This is a genomic window from Oxalobacteraceae bacterium OTU3CINTB1, assembly GCA_024123955.1.
Lineage (GTDB): Bacteria > Pseudomonadota > Gammaproteobacteria > Burkholderiales > Burkholderiaceae_D > Rugamonas.
In genome coordinates this window covers 1452842-1469039 of the sequence record CP099652.1, presented here as the reverse complement: position 1 = coordinate 1469039, position 16198 = coordinate 1452842, and the positions used below count along the sequence as shown (strand labels likewise).

Here is a 16198-nt window from a genome sequence, read left to right as displayed (position 1 = left end):
GCTAGCCGAAGGCCATCACCCTGGTGGCCACGCCAAACGAGCCGGCCAGCGCCGCCTCGGCCTTGCTGGCCGGGGCGCCCAACTCCTCCAGGTCCAAGTAGACCTTGCAATCCTCCACCTTGACGGAATAGCGCCGCGCAACGCTCTCGCGCGGCTCGACGTCGACCGTCTCCAGCACGGCGAACACGCTGTCCTCGTCGGTGCGGAACAGCGCCACGCCCGGCAACTCCTGCCAAGCCAGTCCACGCGGCACAAGGCGCGCCCCGCTCAGCGGCACATCCTTCACTTTGCAAATCAGCTTCCATTGTTCCGACATAGCGCCCTCCGGCTGTCAACTTTCAGATCCTTCTCTAAGCAAAACTGGTGCCACACGGCAAATACGTTAAATCGAGGTAAAACACTGTCCGAACGGCAAAACCGCGCACCCGGCCGGTGCGGTGCCGGCATCGAGTGGTGCAGCGGCGCAAGGTCAACGGGCGCGCTTTCCATTACAATGGCGGATTACCCTTTCACCTTGCAGCCCTTTCATGATCGTTCTCGGCGTCGAATCCTCCTGTGACGAAACCGGCCTTGCGCTGTACGACACGCAACACGGACTGCTCTCCCACGCCCTGTATTCGCAGGTGACGATGCACGAGGAATACGGCGGCGTGGTGCCGGAGCTGGCCTCGCGCGACCACATCCGCCGCGCCATTCCGCTGCTGACGCAGACCCTGGAAGGCGCCGGCAAGTCGCTGGCCGACATCGACGCCATCGCCTACACGCAAGGCCCCGGCCTGGCCGGCGCGTTGCTGGTGGGTTCGTCGGTCGCGTGCAGCCTCGGCCTGGCGCTGGACAAGCCGGTGTTGGGAGTGCACCATCTGGAAGGCCATCTGCTGTCGCCGCTGCTGGCGTCGCAGCCGCCGGAGTTTCCGTTCATCGCGCTGCTGGTGTCGGGCGGTCACACGCAGCTGATGCGCGTGGACGGCGTCGGCCAGTACACCTTGCTGGGCGAAACGCTGGATGATGCCGCCGGCGAGGCGTTCGACAAATCGGCCAAGCTGCTGGGCCTGGGCTATCCGGGCGGACCGGCGATCTCGCGCCTGGCCGAGTTCGGCGATCCGACGGCCTACAAGCTGCCGCGCCCGATGCTGCATACCAAGGATTTCAATTTCAGCTTCTCCGGCCTGAAGACGGCGGTGCTGACGGTCGTGAAGAATCACGACGAGAAGGTCATCGCCAATATCTGCGAGCAGGACAAGGCCAATATTGCGCGCGGCTTCGTCGATGCGATCGTCGAGGTGCTGACGGCCAAGTGCGTGTCGGCGCTCAAGCACACGGGGTTGAAGCGATTGGTGATTGCCGGCGGGGTTGGGGCCAACTCCCAGCTGCGGGCCTCGCTGAACGAAGCCGCCACCAAGAAGAAGTTCAAGGTGTACTACCCGGAACTGGAGTTTTGCACCGATAACGGTGCGATGATCGCCTTTGCGGGCGCGATGCGGTTGATGATCAACCCGGACGCGGCCAAACGCGATTATTCGTTCAACGTACGGCCGCGCTGGCCCTTGGACGAGATCAAGGTGGTGTGATCAGTTTAGCCTTGGGCGAAGGCCATCGAGGCCAGCACGGCCAGACCAACCAGCGGAATCAGGTATTTGCCCTTGACCTTGCTCAGGGACACGCCACGCGCGGCGATACGCTCGCTGCGCGAACGGTGCTCGTCCGCCGACGATTCATGGAACAGATTCGATTTTGCTTTGTCTTCAGTTGCGTTCATAACGTTCCTCCTTAAGATTCGATCTTCTTCCTTTCTCAATAGCAATGCAATTGTCGTGCCAAGAAGATTGGACAAAGTTTGTCCTAATCGATCTATTCTAGAGATTTTTGTCTCAAAGACACCACACGATACGGCTAGGCAAGCACTAAAAACGTGCATCCGCACCATTATGCTGTGGTAAAAGCAAATCCTCACGCGGATAGCCCCAACCCGGTACGCCTTGCGGACAGGCAGCCGCAGGCGCGATGTGCAACGTGGTGAAATTCCCACGCGGCGTCAAAGCAAACCGATAATCCGACAATTCGCCCTTGGTCAGGTCCAGCCACGGCGCGCGACCGAAACGCAGCCAGGCGTCGGCTTGGCAATTGCCGTTCTTCAACGCACGCAGCGCGGCGAGACTGCCGTCCTTGGTCTCGAACTGCATCACCGACGACGACAACGCCTGCGCGGACTGCGATTCCACCAGCGCCGCCGGACAGGAAAGCGGCGCCAACCAGGTCGGCGCGACGCTCGCCACCCCGCGCCGCAAGCGATAGCTGCCCGCCGCCTCGTGGCTCTCGACACTGATGTAACTCCAGCACAACGGCTGCGACGGATAAGCCGTCATCACCACGTCAAGCACGCGCGACGACGAGTCGGCTTGGTGCAGCGCCGAGACGATCAACCGCCGCCCCAGCTGCGAAGCGGCGCCCTGCACCGCGATAAAGCCGATACCGACGCCCAGCGCCAGCAGCAGCCCGGCCCTGCCGTTGGCGCCGGCCCGCCACTGGGCCGCGCCGCACGCCAGTGCGATCAGCAGCAACGCGGCCACCGACGGCCAGCCCAGATATTCCCTCGACGCGAAGAACACCAGCGCTGCGAACAAGCCGGCAAACCCCAGCCAGCGCGCCCAGCGCCAGCGCATGATCAGCGCCATCGGCGTGCCGATCGCCACCCAGAACAGCGGTTCGACGATGAACACCATGTCGCCGAAGAACCAGCGGCCGCTGAACGGATACCACGGATGCACGCCGTACGAGTTGGTGTAGTCCATCAACAGATGCAGCGCGAAGCCTGTCGTGATGCTTGCCGCCAAGCCCCAGCGCGCCGTGCGGCTGGACTGGAGCAGCGCCCGCGCCGACGGCCAGCACAGCCACAGCAGCGCCGCCAGCAGCAAGGCCTGCGGCAACGCCAGCAAGACGGTATGCGTATGGCCGCGATGGTGCAGCAGATAGCCCAGCGGGTCGGGCAGCAGCCGGGTCAGGAACAGGTCCAGGTCGGGAAAATTGCTGGCCAGCGCGCACGAGACCAGCAACAAACGGTGCCGCACGCGCTGCGAGCTGTCGTCCGCTTCGCGCGGCACGCTGCGGTGCACCAGTTCTCCAACGCCAAAACCGATGATGCTGTGGGTAATATTATCCATTTGCTAGACGCGCTCGGACCGAACAGTCAACCCGGGCAAATACCGTACTGCCAATAACACCGTCATCTAGCGCTGCACGTCCACGCCGCGCCAGAACGCGATGTGGTCCTTGATTTGCGCCGCCTTGTCCAACGGCTGCGGGTAATACCAGGCGGCGTTTTCGTTGTCCTTGCCGTCGACGCTGACGGTGTAATAGCTGGCCGTCCCTTTCCACGGGCAGCGGCTGCTGTGGTCGCTCGGCTTCAGGTATTCGGACTTGACCGCCGATGGCGGGAAGTAGACGTTGTTCTCGACGATCTCGACTTCGTCGTCGCTCGCTTGCGCGATGACGGCGCCGTTCCAGGTGGCAGTGGGCATCAGGTAATTCCTTTCAGTGTCGTTCAAGGACCGCGCCCTCGACGCGGTTGCGTCCGGCATGCTTGGCGCGGTAGAGGGCGGCGTCGGCCTGGCGCAGCAGGCTCTCGGCGTCGGCGATTTCCATGTGGTCGAACGCGCCGACGCCGAAGCTGGCCGTGACCGGCAGCGGCCGCGCGCCGGCGTAATGCAGCTGCGCCTCGATCTTGCCGCGCAAGGTCTCGGCGAACTTGAGCGCCCCGTCCAGCGGCGTGTTGGGCAGGATCACGCACAATTCCTCGCCGCCGTAGCGGCCGGCGATGTCGATCACGCGCACGCTTTCGCGCAACAGGCGGCCGACGCCGGCCAGCACCTGGTCGCCAACCGAATGGCCGTGTTCGTCGTTGATGCGCTTGAAGTGGTCCAGGTCGATCATCACCGCCGACAGCGGCGAGCGGAAGCGCTTGGCGCGCGCCGCCTCGAAGCGCAGCCGCTGCAGCAGCGAGCGGCGGTTGTGCAGGCCGGTCAGCTCGTCGGTGGTGGCCAGCAGCTCGAGCTCGCGCACGGCGTCGGCCAGAGTGCGTTCGCTGGCGCGCAATTCGATCAGCGCCATCACCTGGCGTCCCAGCCGCGACAGGATCGAGCGCTGCTCCTCGTCCAGGCCGCCCGGCTTGGTGTCCATCACGCACAAGGTGCCGATGGCGAAACCGTCCGACGACGTCAGCGCCACGCTGCTGTACATGCGCATATGCGGCGCGTTGACGGTCAGGGCCATCCGCGCGGTGCGGTAGTCCTCGGTCAGGTCGGGAATCTCGGTGGCGGCCTCGCCCAATACGGCCAGCGAGCAGTAGCTCTCGCCGCGCGGCAGCTCGCCCATGTGCATGCCCGCGCAGGATTTGATCCACACCCGGTCGGCGTCGACCAGCGACACGAACGCGTAGGGAACGTTGCAAATGCGCGCCGCCAGCTCGGTGAGGAAGCTGAAGTCTTCGCAGGCGGGGGTATCGAGGATGTCGTAGCGGTGCAGCGCGGCCAGGCGGAACTGGTCGGCTGGCGGGCGGGAGGTGGTCAGCGTGTGTACGTTGTCTGCGGCCAACATGGGGTCCCCGGGGTAGCGACGCGATTTTATTATAAGTGGATGCTGCCAGTTAATTTTATAACAAAACCAGGAGTCGCGGACATCCGCCCCGGCGCTGACCCGCAAATTATTTAGGGTTGCGCCATGATCTCGCGCAGCGCCTTTTCAAACACGGCGGCCGGCTGGCCGCCCGAGATCAAATGGCGTTCGTTGATGATCACGGCCGGCACCGAGTTGATGCCATGGCGCTGGAAGAACTGCTCGCGCTCGCGCACGTCGGCGGCATAACGGCCCGATTGCAGCACCTCGGCGGCCACGGCCGTGTCCAGCCCCACCTCGCCGGCCACGCGCAGCAGCACCTCGTGGGAGCTGGGGTCGTCGCCCAGCGTGAAGTAGGCGGCGAACAGTGCCTCCTTCAGCGCGCGCTGCTTGCCCTCGCCTTCGGTCTCGGCCCAATGCAGCAGGCGGTGGGCGTCGAAGGTATTGTAGATGCGGCTGCGTTTGTGCATGGCAAAATCGAAGCCCACCTCGGCGCCGCGCGCGCGGATCATGTTGCGCGCCTGGTCCTGCTGTTCCGGCGTCGAGCCGTACTTCTCGGTCAGGTGTTCGTCGATGTTCTGGCCTTCGGGGGCCATCTGGGGATTGAGTTCGAACGGCTGGAAATGCAGGCTGACGTCCGCCTCGCCACCGATATTGTCCAGCGCTTGTTCCAGCGACTTGAGGCCGATCGCGCACCAGGGACAGGAAACGTCGGAGACGAAATCGATTTTGACAGGAGTGCTCATGCGGGGCCTTTGCTGAAAGTGATAAGTCAGCATATAGCGGCGCTCGTCTCAAATTCAAGCGCCGTCCCCTCGAAGACTTTATTTTTTGGCTTTGGCGGCGTCTTTGCTCTTGCTGCCGATGCGGCTTTCCTTGCCCGCGATCAAGTTCGAGATATTCTTACGATGACGGAAAATCAACAACACGCACATGATGAACACGGCGGCCAGCTGCGGATCGAAGCCGAACAGCAAGCCGTAGTAGAACGGCGCGAACAGCGCCGCGATCAGCGCCGCCAGCGACGAGTAACGGAACGCGAACGCCACCGCCAGCCACGTCACAAAGGTCGCCAGGCCCAGCCAGGGATTCAGGCCCAGCAGCACGCCCAGCGCGGTCGCCACGCCCTTGCCGCCGACAAAGCGGAAGAACACCGGCCACAGGTGGCCCAGGAACACCGCGAGCGCCACCAGCGCGATGGTGGCGTCACCGATCTGCAACTGTTGCTCAAAACGCATCGCCAGCCACACTGCCAGCCAGCCCTTGGCGCCGTCGCCGATCAAGGTCACGATGGCCGCCGCCTTGTTACCGCTGCGCAAAACATTGGTGGCGCCGGGGTTTTTGGAACCGTAAGTGCGGGGATCGGCGATGCCGAACAACTTGCTCGTGATCACGGCAAACGAGATCGAGCCGAGCAGATAGGCGGCCACGGTCATCCAAACTGTATTCATTGTTTCCTCAAAAAATGTGACATCCCCACGGGGGACCCAAGAATATACACTGCCAGCGCTCAGTCGGCCAGAGCGCAGTGGACGGGCTTGGCCCCCAGCAGGTCGACCAGCACTTGCGGCGCGATGCCGACCAGATATCCCTTCCTGCCGCCATTGATATAAATGGTTTCCAGCGCAAGGATGCTATCCTCGACGTACACCGGCAGCGCCTTGCGGGTGCCGAACGGCGAGGTCCCGCCGATCTGGTAGCCGCTGTGGCGCGTGGCCACGTCCGGTTTGCAGGGCTCGACCGACTTGCAGCCGATGCCGCGTGCCAGGTTCTTGGTCGACACCTTGCAGTCGCCGTGCATCAGCACGATCAACGGTTTGGCGGTCTCGTCCTGCATCACCAGGGTCTTGACGACGTGGTGTTCGTCCACGCCCAGCTCGCGCGAGGACACGCTGGTGCCGCCGTGCTCCTCGTAGTTGTAGGGATGCTCGGTGAAAATGACCTTGTGCTTGCGCAGAAACTGCGTCGCCGGGGTCTCGGAGATGTGCTCTTTTTTGGCCATGCGTGATACGCTGTTCGTGAAGGTTGTCGTCTACAGGAGTTTCTCATTATGCAGCAGGAAATTCGCTTTGCCACTTTCAATGTTTGCAATCTTTCCCAGCCCGGGGCGAAATTGTACGACAACTTGGCGCCGCTCACGCCGGACCAATACCAGGCCAAGGTGGTGTGGACGGCCCAGCAGCTCGACCAGCTCGACGCCGACGTCATCGGGTTGCAGGAAGTCTTTTCGATGGCGGGGATGCGCGACGTGCTGGCCGCCAGCCGCCGCTACCGCGACGCGTCGCTGTCCGGCTTCGATCCGGCGCCCGATCCGCACACCGGCGAGCCGCGCCTGACGCCGCAAGTGGCGCTGATCTCGCGCCTGCCGCTGGCGGCGCCCGCCCATGCCTACCAACTGTTCCCCGACGGTGTCGCCATGCCCGAGGGTAACCGCGACGCCGACCGCTTCGCCCGCGCGCCGCTGCACGCGCAGGTGGTCTTGCCGGACCAGCGCATCATCGACGTGCTGGTGATCCACCTCAAATCCAAGCGCCCCGACTACCGCCATGGCGACCCCGGCGACGAGGCCATGCTGTACGCGCAGGCCAACCTGCGCTCGCTGATACGGCGCGGCACCGAGGCGGTGGCGCTGCGCGCGCTGCTGAGTCAGATGGACCGCGACGGCCGCCGCCCGCGCATCGTGCTGGGCGACTTCAACGACACCGCCGACGCCGTCACCACCACCATCGTCATGGGCTCGGGCTGCGTCGGGCTGGCCGACGAGGAATTGAGTGGCCGGCTGTTCGACAGCAACCAGATCCAGCGCGGCCGCGACCGCCTGCGCCATGTCGGCTACACCAACATCCACGAAGGCCATTACATGACCATCGACCACGTGCTGGTGTCGGAGGAATTCAACCCGGCGTCGCGCTTCGCGATCGGCGAGGTGATGGACGTGACGTACCTGAACGACCACCTGTTGCAGGCCAAGCCGGAAGCGTCCGACCACGGCCAGGTGCTGGTGCGGGTGCGCATGTACGACGAGCGGCGCGGCCGCGAACGCGCCACCGAGATGTGATCAGACGGCGTCCCCGTCCAGCAAGCCGCCGAGGCCGTCGAGGCTGCCGCTCGCTCGGGCGTAATGGCCCTGGTACTGGTCGCAGCCATGTTCGCGCAGGAAGCGCAGCTGCGCCTCGGTCTGCACGCCCTCGGCCAGCACCGTCAGCCCCAGGCTGTGCGCCATGGCGATGATGGCGTTGACCACCGGCGCGTGCACGACCGAATTCCCCTCCCCCTCCCCCTCCCCCTCCCCTTCGCCGATGCCGCTGACGAACGACAGGTCGATCTTCACCTTATCCAGCGGATATTCCTTCAGATGCCCCACCCGCGTGTAGCCGGTGCCGAAATCGTCCAGCGCCAGCCGCACGCCCAGCGTCCGCAGCGCGCCCAGGGTGGCGGACGCGCCCGCGCTGTGCTTCATCAGCATCGCCTCGGTCAGCTCCAGCTGCAGCAGCGCTGGCGGCAGGCCGGACGCCGCCAGCGCGGCGCGCACCTTGTCGACCAGGTTCTTTTGCAAAAACTGCGTCTGCGACAGGTTCACGCCCACCACCAGCGGATGGCCGGCGTCGCGCCAGCGCCGCGCCGCCAGGCACGCCTGCTCCAGCACCCACTCGCCGATCCGCACCATCAGCCCGCTGTCCTCGGCGACGCCGATGAAGCGCTCGGGCCGCAGCAATCCCAACGTCGGATGGCGCCAGCGTATCAGCGCCTCGGCCCCCAGCGGCTCGCCGCTGGCGATGTCGACCTCGGCCTCGTACTCCAGGATAAATTGCCGGTTGGTCAGCGCGCGCCGCAGTTCGTTCTCGAACGCCACGCGCTCGACGATCTGCGCGTTCATCTCCGGGCTGAAGAACTGGTAGCCGTTCCGGCCGCTTTCCTTGACGTGGTACATCGCCAGGTCGGCGTTTTTCATCAAGGTCTCGATGTCGGCGCCGTCGTCGGGAAAGATGCTGACGCCGATCGACGTGCTCACGTGCAGCCGGTGCGGCTCGAGCACGAACTCCTGGGCAATGGCCTGCTGGATGGTGGCCGCCACGTGCGCGGCCTGGGCGATGCTGCCGATGTCGGCCAGGATGACTACGAACTCGTCGCCGCCCTGGCGGCTGACCGTGTCCACGCCGCGCACGCATTTGACCAGCCGCGCCGCCACCTCCTTGAGCAGCAAGTCGCCCACATGGTGGCCGAGCGTGTCGTTGATGTACTTGAAGCGGTCCAGGTCGAGGAACAGGATGGCGGCCATGCGCTGGTTGCGCCGGGCCGCCGCCAGCGCCAGGCTCATGCGGTCGAGCAGCAGCACGCGGTTCGGCAGGTCGGTCAGGAAATCGTGCTCGGCCAGATGGCGGGTGCGCGCCTCGGTACGGCGGCGGTCGGCGAGGTCGGTCATCAGCGCCAGGTACATCGTCAACTGCTCGTTGCGGCGCGCGGAAATATCGCGGATCGCCGTGTACAGCAACACGCCGTCCTCGTGCGCGACCGCCGTCATCAGTATCTCGGCCCAGAACTGGCGGCCCCGGCGGCCGACGCAGCACCATTCGAAGCGATGGTTGCCGTCGCCGTGGGCGCGCGCCGCCAGCTCGCACAGCAGCGGCGCCGACAGCACGCCCTCGGCCTGTCGCAGCGGCGAGAAGTCGGCCAGCGCCTGCCCGAGCATGTCCGCCGGCGCATCGCATTCGAACATGGCCAGCGCGGCCGGATTGGCACCGACGACGCGCCCGTCCCGCACCAGCAATATGGCGTCGCTGGTGTTTTCGTACATCAGATGAAAGTCGACAGACACATGGGCCTCTTTTGGCGATCGCGCCCTCGCAGGCCTTCGCCATTCTTGCGCCTGCGGCGGAACCCCCATTGACTTGCCTCAAACACGCTTGATCCCGGTTTTATGCATTTCAGCCGCGCTTTTGCGCCACTCGTCGCATTTCGATGGCGACCGCCCTTGCAAATTCATAAAGTACCAACATGCGCGGTCCCTCCGGCGCCACAACATTCGCAGAAGAACGATATGAAAATTGAAACCTTGCCCCTCGCTTCCATGCCCACGGTCCGCAATAAAAACTGGCGCAAGCCGGTGGCTGTCCTGATCGTGCTGGGCCTGGCGGCCGGCGGCTGGACCGTCATGCGCGGCAACCAGGCCGCGCCGACGCCACCCGTGGCGCAGGCCGAGGGCAAGAAAGAAAAGAAACAGGAAGTCTTCGAACTGGCCAGCGGCGACATCGCGGCCATCGATGCCAGATCATTGGCGGTCAGCTTGCCCTTATCCGGCTCGCTGGCGCCCCTGAGTTCGGCCACCATCAAGTCCAAGATCTCGGGCGTGGTGGAGGCCACCACGGTGCAGGAAGGCATGGCCGTCAGCGCCGGCCAGGTGCTGGCGCGCATCGACCAGGCCGACCTGCGCGCGCGCCTGCAACAGCAGCAGGCCATGCTCGACGAAGCCCAGGCCAAGCTGTCGATGGCGACCAAGAACGAAGCCAACAGCCAGGCGCTGCTGTCGCAAAAATACATCTCGCAAAACGCCTTCGATTCGACCCAGAACACGGTCGCGCTGGCGCGCGCCAACGTCAAGTCGGCCGCCGCGATGGTCGAGATCGCGCGCATCGCGCTTAACGACGGTATCATCAAGGCGCCCATCAGCGGCGTGGTCAGCAAGCGCCACGTGCAGGCCGGCGAGAAGCTGGCGCCGGACATGCCCATCTACAGCATCGTCAACCTGTCGGAACTGACCCTGGAGGCGCAGGTGCCGGCGTCGGAAATCCCGCGCGTGAAAGTCGGCCAGGACGTTCGCTTCAAGGTCGACGGCTTCCAGAAGCGCGAGTTCGCGGGCAAGGTGGCGCGTATCAATCCGGCCACCGAGGCCGGTTCGCGCGCGATGCTGGTCTACATCGCCGTGCGCAACGACGACAGCGCGCTGCGCGCCGGCATGTTCGCCAAGGGCAGCATCGTCACCGAGCGCTCCGGCGTCGCGCCCATCGTGCCGATGACGGCGCTGCGCGACGACCAGGGCAAGCAGGTGGTGTACAAGATCGAGAACGGCAAGGTGGTGGCGCAGCCCGTCACCTTGGGCTTGCGCAACGACGACGAAGGCTATGTCGAAGTCACCGACGGCCTCGACAAGGGCGCCAATGTCATCGTCTCCAAGCTGAACGCGGTCAAGCCTGGCGCGCTGGTCAAGCTGCCCGCCTCAGCGACACCGGCCGAGGGTAAAACCTTGGCCAAAGCGGCCATGCTGGCGAAAGGCTGATCATGTGGATCACTAAAACCAGTATCCAGAACCCGGTGTTTGCCACCATGGTGATGGTGGCGCTCGTGGTGCTGGGAATGTTCTCGTACCGCGAACTGGGCATGGAAGCCATGCCCAACGTCGACATTCCCGCCGCGATGATCGAGGTCAACTACCCGGGCGCGTCGCCGGAAGCGGTCGAGAACGACATCACGCGGCCGATCGAGGAGGCGGTCAACACCGTCAGCGGCATCAAGACCCTGCGCGCCAACTCGTGGGAAGGCCGCGCCGGCGTCTACGTCGACTTCGAGCTGTCGACCAATATGGACAAGGCGATGCAGGACATCCGCGACAAGATCGCGATGGTGCGCCCGCGCTTCCCGAAGGAAGCCAAGGACCCGTTCATCGTCCGCTTCGAGGGCGAGAACAGCCGCCCCATCGCCCAGATCGGCCTGACCGCCACCGCCCACACCTTGCGCGAACTGTCGACCATGGCCGACCAGGTCATCGGCAAGCGCTTCCAGGGCGTGGCCGGCGTCGGCCAGGTGCGCCTGAACGGCATGGCCGCGCGCCAGATCCTGATCAGCCTGCGTCCCAACGACCTGACCGCGCAAGCCATCGGCGTCGACGAGGTCATCGCCACGATCCAGGCCACCAACACCAACCTGCCGGCCGGCTCGATCAGCTTCGCCGGCAACGAGCAGCTGGTGCGCGTCGAGAACAAGATGAAGGAGGCGCGCGACTTCAACAAGATCATCGTCGCCCGCCGCGCCAACGGCCCGGTCTACCTGGAACAGGTGGCCACGGTGATCGACGGCGCCCAGGAGGAGATGTCGATCTCGCGCCTGAACGGCCAGCGCGCCGTCACCATCGACATCACCAAGGTCCAGGACGCCAACGTGGTCGAGGTCGGTACGCGCATCCAGAAAGTAGTCGCCGAGCTGCAAAAATCGCTGCCGTCGGACATCACCTTGACCTTGCTCAACGACGAATCGGTCAAGGTGCAGAGCCAGCTCGACAACGTCAAGCGCACCATCGTCGAAGGCGCCGTGCTGACCATGGTCATCGTGTTCTTCTTCCTGCACTCGTGGCGCTCGACCATCATCACCGGGCTGACGTTGCCGATTTCGGTGATGGCCAGCTTCATCGCGATGAAGGTGTTCGGCTTCACCCTGAACTTCCTGACCCTGATGGCGCTGTCGCTGTGCATCGGCCTGCTGATCGACGACGCCATCGTGGTGCGCGAAAACATCGTGCGCCACCTGGGCCTGGGCAAGAACCACCGCAAGGCGGCCGAGGACGGCACCAACGAGATCGGCCTGGCCGTCATGGCCACCACCTTCGCGATTGTCGCCGTGTTCATTCCGGTGGCCTTCATGCAGGGCATCATCGGCCGCTTCTTCCTGCAGTTCGGCATCACGGTGGCGGTGGCGGTGATGGTGTCGCTGTTCGTCAGTTTCACGCTCGATCCGATGCTGTCGTCGGTGTGGCCCGATCCGGTCAAGGACCGCTTCAAGTACGTGCCGTGGCTGGGCCGCCTGATGCACTGGCTCGAAGGCGGCGTCGATAAGCTGCACGTGGTGTATGGCAAAGTCCTGGGACTGGCGCTGCGCTGGCGCAAGCTGACCCTGGCGTTCGCCTTCGCGCTGTTCGCCGGCAGCCTGATGCTGGTGCCGATGATCGGCGGCGAGATGATGCCGGAGCAGGACAACGGCTGGGTCAACCTGCAGATGAAGACGCCGGTCGGCTCCAGCCTGGAATACAACGACAACAAGGTGCAGCAGGTCGAGGCGGCGCTCAAGGAGTTCCCGGAGATCGCCAGCGTCATCGCGGTGGTCGGCACCCAGGACGGCCGCAACACGGCCCGCATCGACATGAAGCTGGTGGACCGCAAGACCCATCAGCGGCCGGCGCAGAAAGTCATGGAAGGCAAGATCCGCGAACGCTTGTCCAAGATCGCCGGCATCACGATGTCGGTGGGCTGGAAGCCGATCTTCATCGCCATCCTCGGCACCGACGAAGGCAAGCTCGACGCAGTGGCGCACCGCCTGATGGACAAGATGCGCAACATCAAGGGCTTGGTCGACCTGGAGTACAGCCAGGAAGGCGCCAATCCGTCGACCACGGTCAAGATCAACAACGAGCTGGCCAGCGACCTGGGCCTGACAGTACAGCAGATCGGCACCGCGCTGCGTCCGTTCGTGGCAGGCGACACCACCAGCCACTTCCTCGCCCCCGACGGCCAGAACTACGACGTCAACGTGCAGTTGCCCAAATCGGGCCGGCAGAAGGTGGCCGACCTGGCGGACCTGTCGCTGGCGTCGAGCAAGCTGGGGCCGGATGGGCGGCCGGTGATGGTGCCGCTGCGCCAGGTGGTCGATTTCGTGCCGTCGTTCAGCCCGCAGGTGCTCAAGCGCCAGGCGCTGCAGCGCCGAGTGGCGATCTACGCCAACACCGAGGGCCGTCCCGGCGGCGACGTCGACGGCGACGTGCGCAAGGCCATGAAGGAAATCGACTTACCGGACGGCGTGCGCTTCGACGTCGGCGGCAACGCGCAGGAAATGGAAGAGAGCATGACCTCGGCCATGATCGCGCTCGGCATCGCGGTGATCTTCATCTACCTGGTGCTGGCGTCGCAGTTCGGCAGCTTCCTGCAGCCGGTGGCAATCATGATGTCCTTGCCGCTGTCGCTGATCGGCGTGCTGGTGGCGCTGCTGGCGACCGGCAGCACGTTGAACATCTTCTCGGTGATCGGTTTCATCATGCTGATGGGGCTGGTGACCAAGAACGCGATCTTGCTGGTGGACTTCACCAACCAGGCGCAGCGCGAGGGCGCGGGGCAGTTCGAGGCCATCATGAACGCGGGCCAAGTGCGCTTGCGGCCGATTCTGATGACGACGTTGGCGATGGTGTTCGGCATGCTGCCGATGGCGATCGGCCTGGGCGAAGGCGGCGAAACGCAGGCGCCGATGGGCCGCGCGGTGATCGGCGGGGTGATCACGTCGACCATTTTGACGTTGGTGGTGGTGCCGGTGGCTTATACTTATCTGGACAACCTCGGCAAGCGCTGCGTGCGGTATTTCAAGCGCAGGCAGCATGAGGAACATGAGGAAGTCGTCGAGCACCTGCACGAAGTCAAACACCACGCCTGAACCGCATGAATGCCTGGGAGACACGTAGGGCGGATTAGCGCAGCGTAATCCGCCATGAGCCGCCGACGACGCATGCATGGCGGATTACGCGCTCCGCGCTAATCCGCCCTACGTGGAACCATGGCCGGCTTGCTTCGGCTTACTCCTTGGCAGGCTCGGCGCTGGGCTCGCCGCCCTCTTCGTCGTCCTCGACCACTTCGCCCTCCTCGGCCAGGCCCGGGTTGGCCTTCAGCTCGGCCTTGCGCCGGGCTTTTTCATCTGCTTTTTTCTTCTTTTCCAGCTCGCGCTGACGTTTTTCGTACTGGAAGTTTGTCTTCGCCATTTGCTACCTCTTCTCTATCCGGTTGATTACCTGCTCACATTATGACGCAGATACGGCCGATGCAAGTTTTTCAGCCTCGGGGATGATGTTGCGCATGCAGATGTTTCAGGCGTTCCCGTGCGACGTGGGTGTAGATTTGCGTGGTGGAGATGTCCGAATGACCAAGCAATAACTGCACCACGCGCAGATCGGCCCCATGGTTGAGCAAGTGCGTGGCAAAAGCATGCCGCAAGGTGTGCGGCGACAACGGCGCCGTGATGCCTGCCTTCAACGCATGTTTTTTGATCACCACCCAGAACATCTGCCGCGTCATCGGGCCGCCGCGTCCGGTGACGAACAGCGCATCGTCGACCTGGCCGTTCAGGATCACGCCGCGCGCATCCTTGACGTAGCGCTCGATCCAGATCCTGGCCTGCTGGCCGAACGGCACCAGCCGCGTTTTCGCGCCCTTGCCGGTGATGCGCAGCACGCCGTCGTTCAGGCTCAGCTCCAGCATCTTGAGGTCCACCAACTCCGACACGCGCAAGCCGCTGGCGTACATCAGCTCCAGCATGGTGCGCTCGCGCAGGCCCAGCGGCGTATTGACGTCGGGCGCCGCCAGCAAGGCCTCAACTTGAATTTCGCTCAAGGTGTGGACGAAGCGGTGCGGCTGCTTGGCCGATACCAATTTGAGGCTGGGATCGTCGGTGATGCGGCGCTGTCGCAGCATCAACTGGTAAAAGCGCTTGATCACCGACAGCCGCCGGTTGGACGAGGTGGCCTTGCCGCTGTCCTCGTGGCGCGCGGCGATGTAACCCTGGATATCGTGCGTGGCCACGGCCGCCAGCCCGGCCACGTTGGGCCGCTGCGACTCGAGCCAGCGGGCGAACAGGCGCATGTCGCGCCGGTAGGCTTCGAGCGTGTTCTTCGACAGGCCGTCCTCCAGCCACAGGCTGTCGCAGAACTCGTCGATCAGAGCAGTGTTGTCTGTTGCCATGCGTACTCGCTCGAACCTTCGTGGGCCAGCAGCCAGCGTTTGATGCCCAGGAGGTAGCCGTTGGGATCGTCGCTGTTGGCAAAGCCGCCCAGGCCGGCGGCGGAGGTGACGCGGTGGCACGGCACCACGATCGGGAACCAGTTGGCGCCGCAAGCCTGCCCCACGGCGCGCGGCGCCGAACCGATGTGCTTGGCGAGCTCGCCGTAGGTGCGAACGCTGCCGCGCGGAATGGAACTGATGGCGCCCCACACGGTCTTCTGGAAGTCGGTGCCGGCCTGCTTGAGCGGCAAGTCGAAGCGGTAATCGGCATCCGCACAATACGCTTGCAGCTGGGTAACCGCCGCCGCCGCCGTCGCGTCCCCGGCATCCTTTGCATCAAAATGGGGCGGCAGGTAACACAGCTCAGTGATCAGACCACTTGCGGTGCGCACTCCAATTTTCCCGAATGGCAATTCCACGATGGCAGAAAAAATTTCACGCTGCTGTTGTATATTCGTCACAGTTGATGCACCAAAAAGGGTCTTCGTTGATCTCAGCCGTTTTTCGCAACGCACCATGATGTTGCGTGCCCGCGACATCCTTTTGTGGTGGAAGTTGCGAAAGGCGTCCGGCGGCGGCGCGAAGGTTTTCGCGCCGCGCCCGCATTGTAAATCGCCAGGCGAAAAAAAACGCACCGAAAGGTGCGTTTTTAAACCTGCTTCACGTTCCCGGTCGTTTGCGTGTCCCCGTAGCGCGCTTGTGGCGGCCTGCAGCGACTATCACAACGACATTCTGTAAAACGTGTGTCTCCTCGATCGATTGCCGGTATTAAGTACCGTTTCTATCACACTCCCCACCTACAATTCCTTGCCCTTGCTACCGAACCAACTTTACTTATTCGGGAACCC

The 16198-nt window shown here is 64.1% G+C and carries 16 protein-coding genes and 2 pseudogenes; 4 read left to right on the top strand and 14 right to left on the bottom strand.

Annotation, left to right across the window (positions count from 1 at the left end):
- Position 1: 1 nt before the first annotated feature.
- Entirely contained in the window at positions 2 to 316 is a 315-nt protein-coding gene (locus tag NHH73_06340) for a hypothetical protein (protein ID USX27900.1), read from the bottom strand.
- 211 nt (positions 317 to 527) lie between these two features.
- On the opposite strand from NHH73_06340, the gene tsaD reads away from it, so the two are divergent.
- Entirely contained in the window at positions 528 to 1568 is a 1041-nt protein-coding gene (gene tsaD, locus NHH73_06335; GenBank protein ID USX27899.1) for a tRNA (adenosine(37)-N6)-threonylcarbamoyltransferase complex transferase subunit TsaD, read from the top strand.
- Positions 1569 to 1573: 5 nt separating this feature from the next.
- Here tsaD and NHH73_06330 read toward each other — a convergent pair whose 3' ends face one another.
- The 7 genes from NHH73_06330 to NHH73_06300 all read right to left on the bottom strand — a co-directional run bounded on the left by NHH73_06330 (position 1574) and on the right by NHH73_06300 (position 6610).
- Entirely contained in the window at positions 1574 to 1756 is a 183-nt protein-coding gene (locus tag NHH73_06330; GenBank protein USX27898.1) for a hypothetical protein, read from the bottom strand.
- A gap of 145 nt (positions 1757 to 1901) precedes the next feature.
- Positions 1902 to 3158, bottom strand: coding sequence for a metal-dependent hydrolase (locus tag NHH73_06325; GenBank protein ID USX27897.1), 1257 nt, complete (start codon positions 3156 to 3158; stop codon positions 1902 to 1904).
- A gap of 66 nt (positions 3159 to 3224) precedes the next feature.
- Complete coding sequence (locus NHH73_06320; protein USX27896.1) at positions 3225 to 3515, bottom strand: DUF427 domain-containing protein; 291 nt, start codon at positions 3513 to 3515, stop codon at positions 3225 to 3227.
- Positions 3516 to 3528: 13 nt separating this feature from the next.
- A complete protein-coding gene (locus NHH73_06315) occupies positions 3529 to 4590 on the bottom strand; it encodes a sensor domain-containing diguanylate cyclase (protein USX27895.1) in 1062 nt (353 codons plus the stop codon).
- Positions 4591 to 4700: 110 nt separating this feature from the next.
- Entirely contained in the window at positions 4701 to 5354 is a 654-nt protein-coding gene (locus NHH73_06310; GenBank protein USX27894.1) for a DsbA family oxidoreductase, read from the bottom strand.
- 78 nt (positions 5355 to 5432) lie between these two features.
- Positions 5433 to 6059, bottom strand: a complete 627-nt coding sequence (gene plsY / locus NHH73_06305; GenBank protein USX27893.1) for a glycerol-3-phosphate 1-O-acyltransferase PlsY — start codon at positions 6057 to 6059, stop codon at positions 5433 to 5435.
- 59 nt (positions 6060 to 6118) lie between these two features.
- Complete coding sequence (locus NHH73_06300) at positions 6119 to 6610, bottom strand: aminoacyl-tRNA deacylase (protein USX27892.1); 492 nt, start codon at positions 6608 to 6610, stop codon at positions 6119 to 6121.
- Positions 6611 to 6658: 48 nt separating this feature from the next.
- Between NHH73_06300 and NHH73_06295 the strand changes: the two genes are divergently transcribed.
- Positions 6659 to 7666: an endonuclease/exonuclease/phosphatase family protein gene (locus NHH73_06295; GenBank protein ID USX27891.1), complete on the top strand. Its 1008-nt coding sequence runs from the start codon at positions 6659 to 6661 to the stop codon at positions 7664 to 7666.
- On the opposite strand, the gene NHH73_06290 is transcribed toward NHH73_06295, so the two are convergent.
- From NHH73_06290 to NHH73_06280, 3 genes and pseudogenes are all read right to left on the bottom strand, one after another.
- Positions 7667 to 8485, bottom strand: coding sequence for an EAL domain-containing protein (locus NHH73_06290; protein ID USX29571.1), 819 nt, complete (start codon positions 8483 to 8485; stop codon positions 7667 to 7669). It lies immediately after the preceding gene.
- A 75-nt stretch (positions 8486 to 8560) separates the two neighbouring features.
- Positions 8561 to 9031: pseudogene (locus tag NHH73_06285) on the bottom strand (GGDEF domain-containing protein).
- A 90-nt stretch (positions 9032 to 9121) separates the two neighbouring features.
- Positions 9122 to 9403, bottom strand: a pseudogene (locus NHH73_06280) (PAS domain-containing protein).
- 243 nt (positions 9404 to 9646) lie between these two features.
- Between NHH73_06280 and NHH73_06275 the strand changes: the two are divergent.
- Together NHH73_06275 and NHH73_06270 are read left to right on the top strand one after the other, a co-directional pair.
- On the top strand, positions 9647 to 10882 hold the full coding sequence (locus NHH73_06275; protein ID USX27890.1) for an efflux RND transporter periplasmic adaptor subunit: 1236 nt from the start codon (positions 9647 to 9649) through the stop codon (positions 10880 to 10882).
- Positions 10883 to 10884: 2 nt separating this feature from the next.
- Entirely contained in the window at positions 10885 to 14013 is a 3129-nt protein-coding gene (locus NHH73_06270) for an efflux RND transporter permease subunit (protein ID USX27889.1), read from the top strand.
- A 139-nt stretch (positions 14014 to 14152) separates the two neighbouring features.
- On the opposite strand, the gene NHH73_06265 is transcribed toward NHH73_06270, so the two are convergent.
- The 3 genes from NHH73_06265 to NHH73_06255 all read right to left on the bottom strand — a co-directional run bounded on the left by NHH73_06265 (position 14153) and on the right by NHH73_06255 (position 15742).
- On the bottom strand, positions 14153 to 14335 hold the full coding sequence (locus NHH73_06265; GenBank protein USX27888.1) for a hypothetical protein: 183 nt from the start codon (positions 14333 to 14335) through the stop codon (positions 14153 to 14155).
- A gap of 70 nt (positions 14336 to 14405) precedes the next feature.
- Positions 14406 to 15311, bottom strand: coding sequence for a site-specific tyrosine recombinase XerD (gene xerD / locus NHH73_06260; protein USX27887.1), 906 nt, complete (start codon positions 15309 to 15311; stop codon positions 14406 to 14408).
- Entirely contained in the window at positions 15287 to 15742 is a 456-nt protein-coding gene (locus NHH73_06255; GenBank protein ID USX27886.1) for a methylated-DNA--[protein]-cysteine S-methyltransferase, read from the bottom strand. The genes xerD and NHH73_06255 overlap by 25 nt, the downstream gene beginning before the upstream one ends.
- Between the last annotated feature and the right edge of the window lie 456 nt (positions 15743 to 16198).

What these genes read in the sequence shown, in the direction of transcription:
- NHH73_06340 (USX27900.1), bottom strand. Translation starts at nt 316, where the DNA reads ATGTCGGAACAATGGAAGCTGATTTGCAAAGTGAAGGATGTGCCGCTG.
- tsaD (USX27899.1), top strand. Translation starts at nt 528, where the DNA reads ATGATCGTTCTCGGCGTCGAATCCTCCTGTGACGAAACCGGCCTTGCG.
- NHH73_06330 (USX27898.1), bottom strand. Translation starts at nt 1,756, where the DNA reads ATGAACGCAACTGAAGACAAAGCAAAATCGAATCTGTTCCATGAATCG.
- NHH73_06325 (USX27897.1), bottom strand. Translation starts at nt 3,158, where the DNA reads ATGGATAATATTACCCACAGCATCATCGGTTTTGGCGTTGGAGAACTG.
- NHH73_06320 (USX27896.1), bottom strand. Translation starts at nt 3,515, where the DNA reads ATGCCCACTGCCACCTGGAACGGCGCCGTCATCGCGCAAGCGAGCGAC.
- NHH73_06315 (USX27895.1), bottom strand. Translation starts at nt 4,590, where the DNA reads ATGTTGGCCGCAGACAACGTACACACGCTGACCACCTCCCGCCCGCCA.
- NHH73_06310 (USX27894.1), bottom strand. Translation starts at nt 5,354, where the DNA reads ATGAGCACTCCTGTCAAAATCGATTTCGTCTCCGACGTTTCCTGTCCC.
- plsY (USX27893.1), bottom strand. Translation starts at nt 6,059, where the DNA reads ATGAATACAGTTTGGATGACCGTGGCCGCCTATCTGCTCGGCTCGATC.
- NHH73_06300 (USX27892.1), bottom strand. Translation starts at nt 6,610, where the DNA reads ATGGCCAAAAAAGAGCACATCTCCGAGACCCCGGCGACGCAGTTTCTG.
- NHH73_06295 (USX27891.1), top strand. Translation starts at nt 6,659, where the DNA reads ATGCAGCAGGAAATTCGCTTTGCCACTTTCAATGTTTGCAATCTTTCC.
- NHH73_06290 (USX29571.1), bottom strand. Translation starts at nt 8,485, where the DNA reads ATGAACGCGCAGATCGTCGAGCGCGTGGCGTTCGAGAACGAACTGCGG.
- NHH73_06275 (USX27890.1), top strand. Translation starts at nt 9,647, where the DNA reads ATGAAAATTGAAACCTTGCCCCTCGCTTCCATGCCCACGGTCCGCAAT.
- NHH73_06270 (USX27889.1), top strand. Translation starts at nt 10,885, where the DNA reads ATGTGGATCACTAAAACCAGTATCCAGAACCCGGTGTTTGCCACCATG.
- NHH73_06265 (USX27888.1), bottom strand. Translation starts at nt 14,335, where the DNA reads ATGGCGAAGACAAACTTCCAGTACGAAAAACGTCAGCGCGAGCTGGAA.
- xerD (USX27887.1), bottom strand. Translation starts at nt 15,311, where the DNA reads ATGGCAACAGACAACACTGCTCTGATCGACGAGTTCTGCGACAGCCTG.